The sequence below is a fragment of the Mycobacterium sp. 852002-30065_SCH5024008 genome, assembly GCF_001665645.1.
In the GTDB taxonomy this organism is placed as follows: Bacteria; Actinomycetota; Actinomycetes; order Mycobacteriales; family Mycobacteriaceae; genus Mycobacterium; species Mycobacterium paraffinicum.
In genome coordinates this window covers 36,355-53,660 of record NZ_LZSZ01000140.1, presented here as the reverse complement: position 1 = coordinate 53,660, position 17,306 = coordinate 36,355, and the positions used below count along the sequence as shown (strand labels likewise).

The following is a 17,306-nucleotide window of genomic DNA, read 5'->3' as shown; positions in this document are numbered from 1 at the left end:
CGGCAGTGTCCGGTGACCGGGAACCGGCCCCGGCGGTCGAGCTGGCAGGACATACCGTCCCTGCCTGTGGGTAGCGCGGAGCTGGTCGACGTTGTCGTGGTCGGCGCCGGGTTCGCCGGCCTCTACGCCCTGCACAAGCTCCGCAGTCAGGGACTGTCCGTGCGGGTCCTGGAGGCGGCGCCCGAGCTGGGAGGCACCTGGTACTACAACCGATACCCGGGGGCGCGCTGTGACGTCGAAAGCGTCGATTACTGCTATTCGTTCTCAGATGAACTGCAGCAAGAGTGGAACTGGACCGAGAAGTACGCCGCCCAGCCGGAGATCCTCGCGTACCTGAACTGGGTGGCCGACAAACTCGACCTGCGCCGCGACATCACATTCCGCAGCCGCGTCGTCGCCTCGGCGCTCGACGAAACCACGCTGCGCTGGGTGGTTACCACCGACGGCGATGACGTGCTGTCCGCCCGGTTCTGCCTGATGGCGACGGGCCCGCTGTCAGCCGCTCTGACGCCGAACTTCCACGGCCTCGATTCGTTCGCGGGCGAGATCTACCACACCGCCGCGTGGCCACAGCAGCCCGTCAATTTTACGGGAAAGCGGGTCGCCGTTATCGGCACCGGTTCGTCTGGCATTCAATCGATTCCGATCATCGCCGAACACGCCAAGCATCTCTTTGTCTTCCAGCGCACGCCCAACTACAGTGTCCCGGCCGGCAACAAGCCGCTGAGCCAACGGGAACTCGACGACATCAAGGCGAACTACGCAGAACGGCGGCGGCTCTCGTGGCGCAGCAGCGGCGGGTCACCACACATTACGGCGCCGAAGCCGACGATGGAGTTCACACCGGACGAACGTCGCGCGGCGTTCAATAAGCGTTGGCAGCTGGGCGGTGTGCTGTTCTCAAAGACGTTCCCCGACCAGATGACAGACTTGGCGGCCAACGACGAGGCCCGACAGTTCTACGTGGAGAAGGTGCGCGCGGTCATCGACGACCCCGCGCTGGCGGACCTGCTTATTCCCAATGATCACCCGATCGGTACGAAGCGGATCTGCACCGACAGCAACTACTTCAGCACCTTCAACCGGCCGAACGTGTCGCTCATCAGCGTGCGCGACACACCGATCGAATCCGTCGACACCACCGGGATCAGAGCCGCTCGCGCGCGCTACGACGTCGACATGATCGTGCTGGCAACGGGTTTCGACGCCCTCACCGGTGCGTTGGCCAAGATCGACATCATCGGACGCGGCGGTCATCGCTTGCGGGACGACTGGGCGCAGGGACCGCGCACCTACCTGGGGCTGGGCGTCGACGGATTTCCCAACCTGTTCCTGATCTCCGGTCCCGGGGCGCCCGCCGTGCTGGCGAACATGGTGCTACATGCCGAGGCGCAGGTCAATTGGATCGCCGCAACAATTGCTTACCTCGATGACCACGGGTTGGCCGCGATCGAAGCGACCCGCGATGCCGTCGACGGCTGGGGAGCCGAATGCGCCCGACTCGCCGGGGCCACGCTGTTCACCAAGGCGGAGTCCTGGTACATGGGCGCCAACGTGCCTGGAAAGCCAAGGGGATTCATGTTATTCGTCGGCGGCTTCGCGACCTATAACGACATCTGCGACGAGGTGTCCAGGGCCGGTTACCCGGGCTTCGATCTGGTTAAGATGCCGCGATGAAAAGACTGCTTGGCAAGGTAGTGTTGGTCACCGGCGCCGCCAAGGGCACGGGACGGGTGCATTGTCAGCGCTTCGCCGACGAGGGCGCAAATGTGATCGCGCTCGATGCCGCCGCGACGAGCGACGAGTTGCTCGACACTGCAAGGGATGTCGAAAGCCGCGGTCGACGCTGCGTGATGGGCGTTGCCGACGTGAGCGACTTGGAGGCTGTATCGAGCGCCGTAGCCAACGGCGTCGCGGCACTGGGGCGACTCGACATCGTCGTCGCGAATGCCGGAATTCATCTTGCCGGCGGGCGGACATGGGAACTTGACCCCCAGGACTGGCATCGCACGCTCGACATCAACCTGACCGGCGTATGGCACACGGTCAAGGCCGGCGTCCCGCGCATGGCCGAGGGTGGCGCCATCGTGATCGTCAGTTCGACCAATGGCCTTCGCGGGACGCCCAATACCGCGCATTACACCGCGAGCAAGCACGCGGTGGTGGGGCTGGCGCGCACCCTGGCGAACGAGCTCGGGCCTTCCGGCATCCGGGTCAACACTGTTCATCCCGGGCCGGTCGCGACCCCGATGGTCTTCAACGACACGACGTTTCGGCGCTTACGCCCGGATCTCGAGAACCCGTCCGCCGCGGATGCCGCGGAAGTGCTGCGGGCGCGCAACCTGCTGCCGGTGCCGTGGGTAGAGCCCGTCGACGTCGCCAATGCGGTGGTGTTCCTGGCCTCCGAGGAGGCCCGCTACATCACGGGCACCCAGCTCGTCGTAGACGCCGGCCTCTCGCAGAAGGCAACATGAGCAGGCGACCGGATAAACGGTCACCATGCTCGTGGGGGTGGCGCGATCAACCGTGCTCGCGCGGGCCGCGCACTTCGCGCAGCAAGGGATGGTGGGGATGATGGGAGACGAGGGCAGCGGCGCACCGGCGTATGAACCGCTCGCCCGGTCCGTTCGCCGACTGATTGAGGCGACCATTCGCACCGAGGCCGGCGCCGGTACCATTGCGGCGGCGAAGACGCACATTGATTGCGCGGTAGAGCAATTGAGCGAAAGCCTTATGCCGGGCTCATTCGGTGTTCGCCATCCGTTCGACGGCCAACCCGTGACCTCCGGCAACGTCATGATTGGCGCACGCAACCCGGTCGCACCTCCGCTGGTACTTCACCGCGACGCCGGTGGTGCCGTATGGACGGAAATCACACTGGGCGCCGCTTACGAAGGGCCTCCGGGACATGTCCATGGCGGAGTGTGCGCGTTGGCCCTCGACCATGTCCTGGGCGCGACCGCGCACCAACCCGGCCGACCGGCCTACACCGGCACGCTCACGCTGCGCTATGTCCGGGGGACTCCGTTAGGTCTGGTGCGGATAGAAGCGTGGGTCGACCGCGTCGAGGGCGTGAAAACCTTTGCGAAGGGGCAGATCACCGGTACCCAAGGAATCACGGTCGCCGCAGAAGGCGTGTTCATAACGCCGCGCGGTGACCGTGACTGAGGAATTCACGGGCGATCGGTGACGGCGTCTGCCGAAATCCGATGCTGGTGTTGGTCCACCAATTTCAGCGCACGCGCGGTCTTCGCGGGAGCCGTCAGGACCGCGGTATGCGGCGCCCGGGATCCGCTGTGCTGCGGTGGTGGTGGGGCAGCCTCGGCGGGCTCGTCGAGTTGCGGGTCATCGGCAAGTGGTGACTCTTCGCCCCGGCGGCCCAACCGCAACCGGTTGGTGGCGGCGACGGCGAGGACGGCGGCCGCGGCGGTGCCCAGTCCCTGCGTCCAGCCCAAGGGGCCGACCGGTGTGCAGCCCAGGAGTTGGCTGATTCCCGGGGTGCTGATCATCGCGGTGAATGCTGCGAAGGAGCCGGCGGCGGTGAGTAGCACCAGGGGCGCGTGGGAGTCGACCACGGTCTGGCCGAGCTCGACGGCGACCAATGAGATCAGCGCGACGGTGGAGGCCCGCGGCGGTAGCCCGGTGACCGAGGCCATCACCCAGGCCGTCGTGGCGGCGGTGGCGGTGAGCGCCCCCCGCGCGGCAACGGTTCGCCGTAGCGCGAGTTCGTCGATGCCGCGGCCGACGCGTTGCACCGGCCCGGCGGGCGTGCTGACGGCGACCGCGGTCGCGGGCAACGCGTCGGTGAGCATGTTGATCAGAAGCAACTGCCGGGTGTTCAGCGGCGACGTGCCGGTGAGGGCCGTCCCGATGACCGAGAAGATGACCTCGCCGGCGTTGCCGCCGAGCAGGCCGGCCACGGCCGCCTGGACGCCGCGCCACAGTCGGCGTCCCTCGTCGATGGCGGCCGTCAGCATCTCGATGCGGCCGTCGGTGAGGACGAGGTCGGCGGTCGTGTGGGCGGAGTCGCTGCCGCGGGCGACCACACCGACGCCGACGCTTGCGGCCCGGATCGCGGCGGCGTCGTTGGCGCCGTCGCCGACCATGGCGCACACCCGCCCGCCGCGCTCGAGCGTCTGGACGACCTGCACCTTGTTTTCCGGTGACATCCGGGCGAAGATCACCCGCTCGGAGACCGCGCGCTGCTGATCGTGGCGTGACAGCGCGTTCCATTCGGACCCGGTGATCACCTGGTCGGCGCTCACCGCGACCCCCAGTTCGCGTGCTATGGCGGTGGCGGTGACGGGATGGTCGCCGGTGATCAGCCGGATGGCCACGCCCCGGGCGGCCAGATCCGCCAGCAACTGTGGCGCCTGGGGGCGCGGGGTGTCCGAAAGGCCCAGGAATCCTGTGAGCGTCAATCCCGTCTCGCACAATCCGGTGATGCTGTCGGGGTCTTTCCGCAACGACCGCGCCTGTGCCGCGGTCAGGCGTCGTTGGGCCACCGCAATCGTCCGCAGCCCGGCCGTCGTCAGGGCCGCTACCGCGTCCTCCACCTCCGCGCCGGCTTCCCGGCACGCCGCCAAGACCACTTCCGGTGCGCCCTTCACGGTCAACTGCGTGCCCGTCACCGAGGCCGAAAACGCCCTGCCGGACCGGAACGGCAGGTGCGCGTCGGGCTCGGGTCGTGAACCGGACCCCGCCACCGCGTCCGCCGCCTTGATGATGGCCTCGTCGGTGGCGTGGACGTGGGGATTGCCGTCGTCCGCCGGTGCGGCCTGGGCGGCGCCCCTAAGGACATCATCGCGGGAATGGCCCGCGAACGCGTGCACCTCGGCGACGCGAAGACGGTTCTCGCTCAGCGTCCCGGTCTTGTCGAAGCAGACCACCTCGACACGACCAAGCGCCTCGGCCGCGCGCGGCACCCGCACCAGCGCCCCGCATTCGCCCAGCCGCTGCGCCGACGCGGATTGGGCGAGCGTGGCCATCAGGGGCATGCCCTCGGGGACGGCCGCCACGGCGACCGCGATGGCGCTGCTGAGGGCTTGGCGCAGACCGCCGGCGCGCAGCAGGCCGAGCGCGCCGACCAGGATGCCGCCGCCCGCGCTGAATGGGAACGCGCGGCTCATCAGGTGGCTGAGTTGATGGTGCAGGCCGACGGTCGGCAGTTCACCGGACGCCAGTTCGGCCGCGCGGCGGCTCTGGGTGTCGGCCCCGACGGCGGTGACCAGCGCGACCGCGGTGCCGGCCACCACGGTGGTACCGGCGTAGATCATGCAGCGTCGCTCGGCCAGTTCGGCCCCGGGCGTGGCCTCGACCTGCTTCTGGACCGACAGGGATTCACCGGTCAGCGACGATTCGTCGACCTCGAGGTCGTGTGCGTCGATCACCCGAGCGTCGGCGGGCACCACCTCGTCGCTGCGTACCTCGATCACGTCGCCGGGCCGCAGCTGCTCGATGACAACTTCGCGGTAGCCGCGCGCGGCGTCGGGCCCCTGGGTGACCACGCGGGCCGGTGGGGTCTGCTGAGCGAGCAGGCGGTTCAGCCGGTTCTCGGCCCGAAGCTGTTGGGCGGTCGACAGCAGCGCGTTCCCGGTCAGCACGGTGCCGACCAGCACCGCGTCGGTCGGTGACCCCAGCACCGCGGTGGCCGCCGAACACAATCCGAGGATTGGCGTCAACGGGTCACCGGTCAGCTCGGCGACGGCGGCCCTGGCGAACTCCCACGCCGCGGCGGGGAACCGTGCGCCGTCTTGCGCGGAATCCGTTGCGGCAGAGAGGTTGTCGGGATCGTGTAGCGCCGCCAGCACTTCGCGGACCCGCTCTGGCGACATCGCGTGCCACTCGAACTCGGGCGCGGGCCGGGGCACGGGCGTGCGAATCGTGCCGAGCGCCAACAAGTATCCCGACAGCAGCCCCCCGACGGCGCCGACGGTCACCGGGCCGGGCCCGCGCAACCGGCGCACCCCGGGCACCATGAACAACGCGCCCAGCGCCGATGCACCCACTGAGATCGCGATGCCCTGCTGGCTCGCCCTCCTGGCCGCCGGTAACGCATGCAGCACCCGCCACGCGCCGGCCAGGTCGTCGAGCATCAGGTCGGCAGTCCAGGGCGGCGGAGCATCCGCGTCCGGCCTTATCCCCAGCGCCACGTCGGCGCCCGAAAGGGCTTGCGCGCCAAATGAAGACAGAACAGCAACGGTGTGCCCGTCCCGTTGCAGCGCGGACACCGCATCGGCGAGTGCGCCGTCGATGTCGCCGCCGCCAACCGCGTGGACGTCATCGAAGGCGGGACGCAGGTCACCGAGCAGGTCGGTGTCAACGGACACCAGGCGCGCACCGGAGTCGCGCGCGCGGGTGATCAACGCCGACGCGAGAGGGTGTGGGGCCGGAGCGATGAGCGCCTCTACCGCCCCGCCGCCATCGACTTCGTCGTTGGAGGTCGCGGAAATTCGGTGCCAGCCCGGGGCCGGGCCGTCGTCGAGCAGCTCCTGCGCAGCGGCCCAAGCCGTCGGCAAGTCGTCGTCGCGCGCGCCGCGGACGCGAACCACGCGCATCTGAGCGCCACAGAGCACTCGCGGATCGATCAGCAGTGCATCGACCTTGTCGAGCCGGCGCAGACTTTCCGGCCGCAGCGGAAGCACCGCGTGCCGGTCTGCCAAGCCTCGCCCGAGCGTGGCCGCGAACGCCTCATGCGTGGTGCGCATCGCCTTCGGCGAGGCCGCCAGCGCCGCGTTCGACGCCATGGTGACGTTGCGGGTGATGCCCCCGGTCAGGCTGACGCCGATCATCTGCACCCACGCCACGCGCTTCCCATGGCGTTCGATAGGACCGGCCGGTGCGGGAACCGGGCGCAGCGAACGGTGCAGCTCCGACTCGTCGGCATGCCGGGCCAACTCCGGCTCATAACGGGCCCACGCCCGCGCCGCGGCCCGGCACTCGGCGGCCTTGAACGCCTGCATCGCCAGGTCGACTGAGAGCTTCGCCGGCGACAGCGTGACAACATGCGCGGCGGTGCTGAACACCGACAACGCGGTGTCCGTTGCACCGGGGCCGATCCCGCCCTCGACCAGGCGACGCAGCCACGGTTGATGATTCGCGATCGCCGACACGGCCTCGACGGCGATCGGGGCCGCCGGCATCCGCAACGCCCGGCCCGCGACCGCGACCGCGAACCCGGCCGCGTTGACGGCCACCATCGCGCCGCGGGTGGCCAACAGCAGCCCGTCACCGGGCAAGCTCTCGGCACGGGTGGAATCGCTTACACCGCCGGCACTTTCGGTGTCGTCGAGCGCGGAGCAGAGCGCGTCGAGCGACACGCCGTCGTCGATCTCGACGACCACCCGCGACAGCGGACGGTTCAGGCTGACCTGCGTGACGCCGGGCTGTGCCCGCAGCGCATCAACGGCGGCGCGGCCACGTGCCGCACCGTCCGTGCCGTCGAGGCCGCGCACCTCGATCCACACCCGACCGTCGCCGCGGCCGCACCGCCGGGTCAGCGTGGAGCGGGAGAGCTCACCCGAGAGCACCCGTGCGCCCACCCGGACCGGCAGCGCGACAACGTCGAGGCCGGCGGTCGCCAGCCTGCCGACCGCGTCGCCTAGTCCCGCGGCGGCCCCGAGTCCCGTCGACACCACCCGCAGAGGTGAAAGCTGTCGCACGCGCAACCCCTTTCACGCACGTGACGAATGGATGCTTCGCGGTTTTCCGCGAGGAAGGCCGCCGACCGACGCTGGCCGCGACTGCAAACCCGACCAACCTAACCCGCGGTCAAGAGGCCAGCAACTTGAGATGGATCCGCGTAAAGAACATGTAAATAGTGATCGCGGCTGTTAGGGGGTTTCGATCAAAATGTTCGGGTCGCCTGATTCATAGATTGAGCAAACCCCCATGGGCCGTTGCGGTTACCCCGCTACGGATTGAAGCCCGTCAGCCCTTGATGCTCAAGCCGTCCGCCCTAGCGTGTGGGGGCTGGTAGTGTCCGCTGCCGCGATCCCGACGATGAGGAGCAACCATGACCGACCTCGACGAGTTGGCGGCTCGACTGCGCCGGCTCGAGGACGAACGCGATATCGCGCGGCTGATCGCCTCGTACGGTCCGGCGGTCGACGCAGGGGATCCCGATGCGGCCGCGCGGTTGTGGGCGCACGACGGAATCTACGACGTCGACGGCTGGCGCATGGAGGGCCGGGCGCAGGTGCACGCCATGGTGAGCTCGTCGGCCCACCAGAACCTGGTGGCCAAGGGATGCGGCCACTTCCTCGGGCCCTGCGTCGTCACGGTCACCGGCGACTCGGCGGTAGCGGTGTGCGAGTCCTTGGTCCTGGTTCGCGACGGAGAGGGTTATCGCGTATGGCGTTGCGCCGCAAACCACTTCACGCTGCGGCGGATCGACGGTCAGTGGCGGATCGACGTCCGTACCACCCGTGTCCTGGACGGTAATCCCGACGCGCACGACCTGTTGAGCAGAGGCCTGGCCGGGTCGGTCTAGTCCTGATGATGGCGACCCGCTTCGCCCGGCTAAGCCGCGCTCGCGATCGCCACGAGCCCTGATGGTGGCGACCCGCTTCGCCCGGCTAAGCCGCCCTCGCGATCGCCACTAGCGCGAGAGAAACGCCAGCACGGTGCTCTCGAACGCCTCCCGGGCTTCGATCATCGCCCAGTGGCCGGAGTTGGGGAAGATGTGCAGCTCCGCGTTGGGGATGGTGCGCATCGGGATGAGCGCCATGTCCGGCGGGCTTACCCGATCGTCGCGTCCCCATGTCAGCAGGGTGGGAGCGGTCAACTTGTGCATGACGGCCCACGGCAGCGGGCGGTCGGAGGCGGCCATCGCGGCGTTCATGGCGGCGAAGGCCGCCTTCCCGTACATGCGGCGCGCGGCGGCCAGCGTGGCCGGGTCGGTGGCCAACTCCCAGCGTTCCTCGACGAGTTCCTCGGTGATGAGCGCCTGGTCGTAGACCATCGACTTGAGCCAGTCCACCAGCCGCTGGCGGGTTGGGTCCTCGACGAACTCCTGCAGCAGCCGGATGCCCTCGCTGGGGCTCGGGCTGAAGATGTTGGTCCCGATGCCGCCGATGGTCACCAACCGGTGGACGCGGTCCGCGTTGTGGGTGGCGAAGTTGATGCCGACGCCGCCACCCATCGAGTTCCCGACAATGTGCACCCGCTGGACACCGAGCGCGTCCAGGAACGGTGACACGGTGCCGAAGGCGGTGACCATCGGGTGGCCGCCGAAATCGTCGCTGACGCCGAAACCGGGGAACTCCAGGATCACGCAGCGGAACCGCTCGGCGAACGCGGGCAGTATGCCGCGGAAGTTGCGCCACCCCGTGACGCCCGGTCCCGAGCCGTGCAGGAACAGCAACACCGGAGCGGATTCCGGGCCGCTGTCGTAGTAGCGCAAAGCGCCCTTGGGAGTGCTGATTTCGCGCAGGTCCTGCTGCGTAACGGTGTCTGCCACGGGTGTCACCTTGCCATGCCACGGCGGCGTGGCCCTACAGGGTTGGCGGCTCAGGCCTGGCCGTGCCTGGGCTCGCTGCAATTGAGCAGCTCTTTGAGCGCCGCGGGAAACGCATCGGCGAGGTCCCAGAGGTCGGCAACCAGGTCGGGGCAGGAGATGAGGCCGACGCCGAGTCGGCCGTTGAGCGACATGACGGTGATGTTGAGTCCGGCACCGGCGATGATCGGGCCGAGCGGATACATGGCGTCGACCCGGCAGCCCATGAAGTAGAGCTGTTCCTGCGGCCCGGGCACGTTGGACAGCACCAGGTTGTGCGGCGGCTTGTCGGGCAGCGGGATACGGGGCAGCAGCTTCATCGCGGCGCCGAACATGGTCTGGCCGGCCACCTGCGTCCAGTCCTGCAGCAGGCTGGAACCCATGGCGGCGGCATGGTCCTTGGCCGCGGCATTGCTCTGCGCGATGCTGCTCAGCCGTTCGGCCGGATCGTCGATGCGGGTTTCGAGCCGGCAGAGCATCCAGGTGGTCTGGTTGCGGCCCGGCCGGTCGGATTTGCCCCGCACCGAGACCGGCACGCTGGCCACCATCGGGCTGTCCGATAGTTCGTTGCGGTCCAAGAAGAACTGTCGAAGCGCCCCCGCGCACAGCGCCGTCACCACATCGTTGATCGTGACTCCGAACCTGTTCTTGACCTTCTTGACGTCCTCGAGGTCAAGCGTCGTCAAGGCGACGTTTCGGCGCCGGGTGAACGGACCGTTGAACGCCGTGGGCGGCGCTGCGAAGGGGGCTGCCATCGTGTGCCCGCCGCCGCTGGCGCGGAGCATCGTTTGCGCCAGCGTCAGGGCGGTTGCCGGCACCACTTTGGCAAGGCGCCACGGCCGCAACGCGGCCCCGATGAGGCCGGACGCCGCGATCTGAAGGGGATGCGCCGCGCCCGCGCGGGCGGCGGGTTCGGGCGCCGGGGCGTCAGGCGCGGTGCTGCACAACTGGGCCATCAGGTTGGCCCCGCCGATCCCGTCGATCACGGCGTGGTGGGCCTTGAGGACGACCGACAGCGCGTCGCCGTGCAGGCCCTCGATCACCCACATCTCCCACAGCGGGCGATCACGGTCCAGCGCCAGCCCGGCGACGTGCCCGCAGATCTCCGCTAACTCCCGGGATCCCCCGGGCGCCGGCAGGGCCACCCGGTGGAGATGCCGCGCCAGGTCGAAACCGTCGTCGTCCACCCAGACCGGGTGGTCGAAGTTCAGCTGGTTGTCGGCCAGCTTGAGGCGGAATTCCGGCACCGCGTCCACCCGCGCCGACAGCGCCTCGCGAAATCGGCCGAAGGTGTAGCCCCCGGGCAAGTCACCGGGGTCCAGCTCCAACACGCAGCAAACATTCAACGGCTGCTTCGGGGATTCCAGGTACAGAAAGAACGCGTCTAATCCACTCAGTCGTTGCATTTTCGCTCGTCTCGATTGTGCAGCCATGACCGCTGGTCACGTGACGTGCGCTCAACCCGGGCCCCACCGGGGAACGCAATCACGGTTGACTGCAATCTCTAGGTGTGATTCCTATCTGTAGCCGTTGAGCGGTCTGCGGCAAACATTTGAGCAAGACATTCAACGAAATTGCCACCGACGTTCATCTCGGCGCAGGACTCAGTCGCCGCGAGACTGCCCTGCCAGGGTCGACCCGGGCGCCGCCCAGTCGGTCGACACCTTGCGATGCTTGATCAGCCAGGCGTCACCGTGGGGCACCAGGGTGTCGCGATAACGACCGAAATGGTCGAGGCCGATGTTGGTGAGCACGGTGAAGTACGACGAGACCTGCGCCTGATCGGCATCGAGCGCGGTGAACAGCACGTTGGTGAGGTTGTGCCGGACGACGGGCTTGACGCGGGCGCCGGCGGCGACGTTCCCGGTGATGCCGCCGAGGAAGGTGACGATCGCGGATCGGCCGCGCAACGGCTCGAATCCGCGTATCTCGAGGACGCCGTCTGGGCAGAAGGTCTCCGCAAGATCCTCGAGGCGGCCCGCGTCACCGGACCAGTTGTATCGCGCCAACGTCTCGCGGATTCGCTCACGGGCGACCAGTTCCCACGTCTCCACCGTCGTGACTCCTCGCCAGGAGCGCTCTCGCGCTGCGTATCGCCGGGTCTTTGTGTTGGATGACTAGCGTAGGCAGGTGGCGAGCAAGCAGGGGGCGGTCATTACAACAAGCGATCTCACACGTGTCGTCGGCGCCGACATCGAAGTCGAGGTGACGGCGCCGACGACCCTGGAATTCCAGGTCACGGTGGCCCAGCAGCGGGGTATCGACGTCAGCGAGTCGCTGGCGATCACCTTGGACGGCAAGCCAATTCAGCCGCGCGAGATCGTCGGTGAGCACGGCACCAGGATCCATTCCATCGAGGTCGAAACCGGGACCGTCACGCTTTCGTACTCAGCAACGGTGGTCGGACAAGCTGAGCCCCCGCCGGTGCGCGACATCGACTTGATCACCTATCTGCGCCCGAGCCGGTACGCGGAGGCCGACAAATTCTTCGGCTTCGCCGCCACAGAATTCCAGCAGTATGCGACCTCGGAGATGCTGCTCGAAAGGGTCTCGTCGTGGGTGGGTACGCGCCTGAATTACGTTCCCGGCTCCAGTGATCCGATCGACGGGGCCACCGACACGTTGCTGGCGGGCGCCGGGGTGTGCCGTGACTACGCCCACCTGGTGATCGCATTGCTGCGCGCGCTGAACGTCCCCGCCCGGCTGGTGGCGGTCTACGCGCCGGGATGTCAGCCGATGGATTTCCACGCGGTGGCCGAGGCATTCGTCGACGGCGCCTGGCGTGTGGTCGACGCGACGTGCCTGTCGCCGCGGCAGTCGATGGTGCGGATCGCCACCGGTCGTGATGCCGCCGACACGGCGTTCCTGGACAACCACAAGGGTGCCATCACGTTGAACTACGCGACGGTCACCGCGGTGGTGGACGGAGAGCTACCCAAGGATTCGGTCGATCAACTGGTGACCCTTTGGTAGCGGCTCTGAGAAGTCACCTCACGATGTGGGGCCGGAAGCCTTGTGGGGCGGCCGGTGTCACGCCATTGAGATCGAAGACGGCGATCAGGGCCCGCAGCAGGGCGGGGGACCAGTCCTCGAACGGTTGCGCGTCCAGTCGGCTGAGGACTTCATCTCGCAGATAATCGATGCCCGACGGGTGGCGTTGGTCGCTCAACGCGCCAGCTCCCTTCCCGAAGATCTACTGCGTCGACGCTAGGGCCGGGGCGTCGCGCTTGTACAGCTGACTGGTCAAACTCAAATGTGTTTCAAGGGACGCCCCACGCACCACCAACCCGCCATCCGTTCATGCTTATTCCGCACACGGGAATGAATCCCGGCCCGGGGCCGTCACATCACGCATGAAACTGAACGACGCCGCCCGCGATCTGATCGGCAGGGTGCCGACGCCACCCTGGTCACCCTCAACCCCGACGGCAGCCCCCAGGTCAGCCTGGTCTGGGTCGCTCTGCAGTCGACGCCCGACGGAGACGAACTCGTCACCGCGCACCTCGCCGCCCACAAGAAGGTTCGCAATGTCCGTAACGACCCGCGGGTGGCCGTCACCATCGTTTCGCTCGACGAGCCGAGCGCGGGGATGCGGCCGTACCTCTCGATCACCGGCACGGCACGAATCGTCGAGGGCGGCGCGCCCGAGCTCCTCGAGGAGCTCAACCCGATCCTCGGGGACCCGAACATGAAATTCCCGCCGGACGGCGCGCCGCCCGGGTTCCTGACCCGCATCCGCATCGAAAAGGCCGGCGGCATCGGCCCCTGGGCGTCCTGACCCGGATTGCCACTTCCGCGACGGTCGGTAGCGGAATACAGTGGGTGGGTGACGACGGGCGAAGACGGCAGGCATCTGCGCACCTGCCCCCTGTGTGAAGCCATGTGCGGCTTGGAGATTCAGGTCGACGGTGGCAGGGTCACCAGCATCCGGGGAAACCGCGACGACGTGTGGAGCCGCGGACACATCTGCCCCAAGGGCGTCTCACTTGCGGCGCTCCACGACGACCCGGACCGCATCCGCCGGCCCATGATCAAGGTCGACGGCCAGTGGCAGGAGGTCAGCTGGGACGCCGCGTTCCGCCGCTGCACCGAATTGCTGACGCCGGTGATCGAGAAGTATGGAATCGGGGCGGTCACCGCCTACACCGGCAACCCGCTGGCTCACTCGTTTTCACTGGCCCGGTACGCGGGTGTGCTGATGGGCATGTCCGGCATGCCGATCACGTATTCACCGGGGACGGTCGACCAGTGGCCCAAAAACCTGTCGTCGCACCTGATGTACGGCCTTTGGTGGAACTTCCCGGTGCCCGACATCGAACGCACCGACCTGATGGTGATCATGGGCGCCAACCCCGCCGCGTCGCAAGGTTCCTTGCTGGCTGCGCCCGATGTGATGGGTCTGATCGACCGGATCCGCAAGCGCGGCAAGGTGATCGTGATCGACCCGGTGCGCACGCAGACCGCGGCGCGCGCCGACGAGTGGCTTCCCATCGTGCCCGGAACCGATGCCGCGCTGCTGCTGGCCGTGGCGCACACGCTGTTTGACGAGGGCCTGATCGATCCCGCGCCACACGTCGACGGTGTCGACACGATGCGCCGGGTCGCCGCGGAGTGGCCGCCGGACCGGGTCAGCGCCGTCACCGGCATCGACGAGGACCGCATCCGGCTCTTGGCCCGCGAGCTCGCCAGCACCGAAAAGGCGGTGGTGTACGGCCGAATCGGTCTGTGCAATCAGGAGTTTGGCAGCCTCGCCAGCTGGCTGGTCGACGTCATCAACATCTTGACCGGCCATTTCGACGTTGCCGGGGGAGCGATGTTCCCCAAGCCGGCGGCCTGGTCGATCACCACGCAACCGCTGCCCGGCCTGGAAGGTGGCCTCCCGGAATTCGGCCGCTGGCACACCCGCGTGCGTGGGGCAAAGGAAGTGCTCGGCCAGGCGCCGGTGTCCTGCATGGCCGAAGAGATCGCCACCCCGGGCGAAGGACAGCTCAAGGCCCTCATCACCGTCGCCGGCAACCCGGTGTTGTCCACCCCCGGCGGCGACAAGCTCGACGAAGTCCTGCCGATGCTGGAAGCGATGATCTCCGTTGACCTTTGGCTCAACGAGACGACGCGGCACGCCGATGTGATCTTGCCGGGCCTATCCCCGCTCGAACAACCCCACCACGACGACCTGATCCTGCTTTTTGCGATCCACAGCATCGCGAATTACTCGGCGCCGGTGTTCGATCCGGGGGATCGCCCACACGAATGGGAGATCCTGATCCGGCTGACCGGCCTGTGCACTGGCACGCCGGCCGAAGATGTCGATGTCACGGCCATCGACGACGGCTTCTTCGATTACCTGGCTTTCACCCGCGGCGTCGACGGGGCGGAGATCCGCAAGCTCTACGACCGGGGCGGCCCCGAGCGCATGCTGGACCTCACGCTGCGAACCGGACCCTTCGGGGACCAGTACGGGAAAATCCCGGGCGGGCTCACGCTGGACCTACTGAAGGCCAATCCGAACGGCATCGACTTCGGCCCGATGGTCCCGCAGCTGCCGGACATCCTGGGCACCCCCGACAAGAAGATCCGGCTCGCCCCGCAATACCTGCTCGACGACCTGCCCAGGCTGGCCGCCCGGATGGAACGACCGGCCGAGTCGCTCGTTCTGGTGAGCCGCCGACACCTGCGCTCGAACAACACCTGGCTGCACAACGTGCCGGCGCTGATGAAGGGAAAGGACCGGTGCACGTTGCTGATTCACCCCGATGACGCGGCTTGCTGCGGCATCGAGGACGGCGATGTCGTCACCGTGAAATCGGCCGCCGGGGAAATCAAAGTGCCGGTCGAGGTCACCGACGCGATCAAACCCGGGGTGGTGTCGATCCCGCATGGCTGGGGCCATGGCAAGCCGGGGACCCGCATGGCGGTGGCCAACAGCTCCCCGGGCGCCAACACGAATGTGCTTTCCCTGCCGACGTTTATCGACGAGCCGTCCGGCAACGGCGCGCTCAACGGCATCCCGGTGACGATCATCGACGATCAAGCGCGATTCCGGTCCGCGCAAACAATCTAGGCGCGTGGGTCCGCTGCCCCGGCTTCCCTCTCGCTTGGTTAACCCTAAGTGCAGGACTGTGGTTCATCTCACCCGGATGACACTCCGATGAACCGTTGAGCGGAGCCCGTCGTCGGCTTAGGCATGACTGCAACATCGCATCTCACATCCCCATCGCGGGCCGTCCAGCGTGGCGTCGGCGCGCCGCACATCGCCGGCGCCGCGGTGGCCTTCACCTCGCACCGCTACGACCAGGACGAAGTCGCCCGCGAGCTAACCGAATTCGCCGACCCGCGGTTTATGCGCTTCGCGCAGACGACGGGGGTCGATCATCGCAGCCTCGCGCTGCCGCTCTCGCGTTACCCACGGCTGAGTGGGTTCACCGAAGCGAATGATGCCTATCTCGAGGTCGCCGTCGACCTCGGCGAACGGGCCATTCGTTCGGCGTTGGCCGAGGCGGACATCGAACCACACGAGGTGGACACCATCGTGATGGTGTCCAGCACCGGCATCGCGGTGCCCACCATCGACGCGCGGCTGATGACCCGAATCGGGCTGCGGCCCAATGTCAAACGGGTCCCGCTGTTCGGCCTGGGTTGTGTTGCCGGGGCCGCCGGGATGGCGCGTGTGCACGACTATCTGCATGGCTACCCCGGTCACGTGGCCGTGCTCCTGTCGGTGGAGCTGTGTTCCCTCACGCTGCAGCGTGACGACACCTCAATTCCCGCCCTCATCGGTGTGTCGTTGTTCGGGGACGGCGCCGCGGCCGTGGTCGCCACGGGCGCCGACCGAATTCCCCCGGGCCGCAACGGCCACCGAGCCCCGCGCATCCTCGGGACCCGCAGTGCCGTGGTTCCGGAGACGGTCGACGTCATGGGCTGGAACGTAGGATCGAGCGGGTTTCAACTGGTGATGTCGCGCGACGTGCCGAAGATGGCCGACACCTACTTACGGGAAGAGGTCGACGGTTTCCTTTCCGACCACGGCTTGTCGCTCGCGGACGTCTCTGCCTGGGTGTGTCATCCCGGCGGCCCGAAAGTCCTCGACTCGATCGAGGACACACTGTCGTTATCGCCGGAGGCGTTGATCCACAGCCGAAACTCCATGCGCGACAACGGCAATATCTCCTCGGCATCCGTGCTCGACGTGCTGCGCCGGACCGTCGCGGAGCCGCCGGCCGAAGGAACCTTCGGGGTCATGCTGGCGATGGGTCCGGGCTTCAGCTTCGAGCTGCTGCTGCTGCAGTGGTGAGGGGCGAGGCCGTGTACTACTACCTGTTGATTCTGGCGATCGGCGGCGAACGCCTGATCGAGCTGGCGGTCGCGCAGCGAAACACCAAATGGTCACTCGCGCACGGGGGCAAGGAGTTCGGCCTGGACCACTACCCGGCGATGGTCAGCATGCATGCGCTGCTGCTGGTTTCGTGCGTCGTGGAAACCTGGGCGCTCCGCCGGCCGTTCATTCCGTGGCTGGGCTGGCCCATGCTCGCGATCGTGGTGCTTAGCACGGTGGTGCGATGGCGCTGCGTGAGCGTCCTCGGCAGACGTTGGAACCCAAGGCTAATCGTGATCCCGGATGCTCCGCTGGTTCGCGACGGGCTCTATCGGTGGGTGCGCCACCCCAATTACACGGCGGTCGCGGCGGAGGTGGCGGCGCTGCCGCTGGTTCACTCGGCGTGGCTGACGGCAACCGTGTTCACCATCGCAAACGCGCTCGTGCTCAGGGTGCGCATCCGGGCGGAGAACGCCGCGTTGGGCCTGGTCTGAGGAC

General features: G+C 67.7%; 13 protein-coding genes and 1 pseudogene. 9 read left to right on the top strand and 5 right to left on the bottom strand.

Annotated elements, in window-relative coordinates:
- The first annotated feature begins 66 nt into the window (after window positions 1-66).
- The 3 genes from A5781_RS17795 to A5781_RS17785 all read left to right on the top strand — a co-directional run bounded on the left by A5781_RS17795 (window position 67) and on the right by A5781_RS17785 (window position 3,168).
- Complete coding sequence (locus A5781_RS17795; RefSeq protein ID WP_369817750.1) at window positions 67-1,677, top strand: flavin-containing monooxygenase; 1,611 nt, start codon at window positions 67-69, stop codon at window positions 1,675-1,677.
- On the top strand, window positions 1,674-2,474 hold the full coding sequence (locus tag A5781_RS17790) for a mycofactocin-coupled SDR family oxidoreductase (RefSeq protein ID WP_067209090.1): 801 nt from the start codon (window positions 1,674-1,676) through the stop codon (window positions 2,472-2,474). The genes A5781_RS17795 and A5781_RS17790 overlap by 4 nt, the downstream gene beginning before the upstream one ends.
- Window positions 2,475-2,574: 100 nt before the next feature.
- Window positions 2,575-3,168 carry a PaaI family thioesterase gene (locus tag A5781_RS17785; RefSeq protein WP_067209228.1) on the top strand — a complete coding sequence of 198 codons (594 nt, stop codon included), beginning with the start codon at window positions 2,575-2,577 and terminating at the stop codon, window positions 3,166-3,168.
- Between the two features lie 5 nt (window positions 3,169-3,173).
- Here the strand turns inward: A5781_RS17785 and A5781_RS17780 are convergent, their stop codons facing one another.
- Window positions 3,174-7,661: a cation-translocating P-type ATPase gene (locus tag A5781_RS17780; protein WP_067209086.1), complete on the bottom strand. Its 4,488-nt coding sequence runs from the start codon at window positions 7,659-7,661 to the stop codon at window positions 3,174-3,176.
- A gap of 353 nt (window positions 7,662-8,014) precedes the next feature.
- Between A5781_RS17780 and A5781_RS17775 the strand changes: the two genes are divergently transcribed.
- Window positions 8,015-8,491 (top strand): nuclear transport factor 2 family protein, encoded by a 477-nt coding sequence (locus A5781_RS17775; protein WP_067209083.1) that lies wholly within the window; start codon window positions 8,015-8,017, stop codon window positions 8,489-8,491.
- Between the two features lie 108 nt (window positions 8,492-8,599).
- On the opposite strand, the gene A5781_RS17770 is transcribed toward A5781_RS17775, so the two are convergent.
- The 3 genes from A5781_RS17770 to A5781_RS17760 form a co-directional block, all read right to left on the bottom strand.
- Window positions 8,600-9,469, bottom strand: coding sequence for an alpha/beta fold hydrolase (locus tag A5781_RS17770; protein WP_197503890.1), 870 nt, complete (start codon window positions 9,467-9,469; stop codon window positions 8,600-8,602).
- Between the two features lie 41 nt (window positions 9,470-9,510).
- The gene (locus tag A5781_RS17765; protein WP_067209076.1) at window positions 9,511-10,902 is read right to left on the bottom strand and encodes a wax ester/triacylglycerol synthase family O-acyltransferase; all 1,392 of its coding nucleotides are present in this window, start codon (window positions 10,900-10,902) and stop codon (window positions 9,511-9,513) included.
- A gap of 198 nt (window positions 10,903-11,100) precedes the next feature.
- A complete protein-coding gene (locus tag A5781_RS17760) occupies window positions 11,101-11,550 on the bottom strand; it encodes a nuclear transport factor 2 family protein (RefSeq protein WP_067209074.1) in 450 nt (149 codons plus the stop codon).
- Between the two features lie 76 nt (window positions 11,551-11,626).
- On the opposite strand from A5781_RS17760, the gene A5781_RS17755 reads away from it, so the two are divergent.
- Window positions 11,627-12,469 carry a transglutaminase family protein gene (locus A5781_RS17755; protein WP_067209071.1) on the top strand — a complete coding sequence of 281 codons (843 nt, stop codon included), beginning with the start codon at window positions 11,627-11,629 and terminating at the stop codon, window positions 12,467-12,469.
- Between the two features lie 13 nt (window positions 12,470-12,482).
- Here A5781_RS17755 and A5781_RS17750 read toward each other — a convergent pair whose 3' ends face one another.
- On the bottom strand, window positions 12,483-12,665 hold the full coding sequence (locus tag A5781_RS17750; RefSeq protein WP_067209067.1) for a hypothetical protein: 183 nt from the start codon (window positions 12,663-12,665) through the stop codon (window positions 12,483-12,485).
- 184 nt (window positions 12,666-12,849) lie between these two features.
- Between A5781_RS17750 and A5781_RS17745 the strand changes: the two are divergent.
- The 4 genes and pseudogenes from A5781_RS17745 to A5781_RS17730 all read left to right on the top strand — a co-directional run bounded on the left by A5781_RS17745 (window position 12,850) and on the right by A5781_RS17730 (window position 17,302).
- Window positions 12,850-13,274, top strand: a pseudogene (locus tag A5781_RS17745) (PPOX class F420-dependent oxidoreductase).
- Window positions 13,275-13,322: 48 nt separating this feature from the next.
- Window positions 13,323-15,557 carry a molybdopterin-dependent oxidoreductase gene (locus A5781_RS17740; protein WP_082939410.1) on the top strand — a complete coding sequence of 745 codons (2,235 nt, stop codon included), beginning with the start codon at window positions 13,323-13,325 and terminating at the stop codon, window positions 15,555-15,557.
- A gap of 123 nt (window positions 15,558-15,680) precedes the next feature.
- A complete protein-coding gene (locus tag A5781_RS17735; protein ID WP_082939409.1) occupies window positions 15,681-16,787 on the top strand; it encodes a type III polyketide synthase in 1,107 nt (368 codons plus the stop codon).
- A complete protein-coding gene (locus tag A5781_RS17730; protein ID WP_231987324.1) occupies window positions 16,781-17,302 on the top strand; it encodes an isoprenylcysteine carboxyl methyltransferase family protein in 522 nt (173 codons plus the stop codon). Before A5781_RS17735 ends, A5781_RS17730 begins: the two co-directional genes overlap by 7 nt.
- Window positions 17,303-17,306 lie beyond the last annotated feature (4 nt).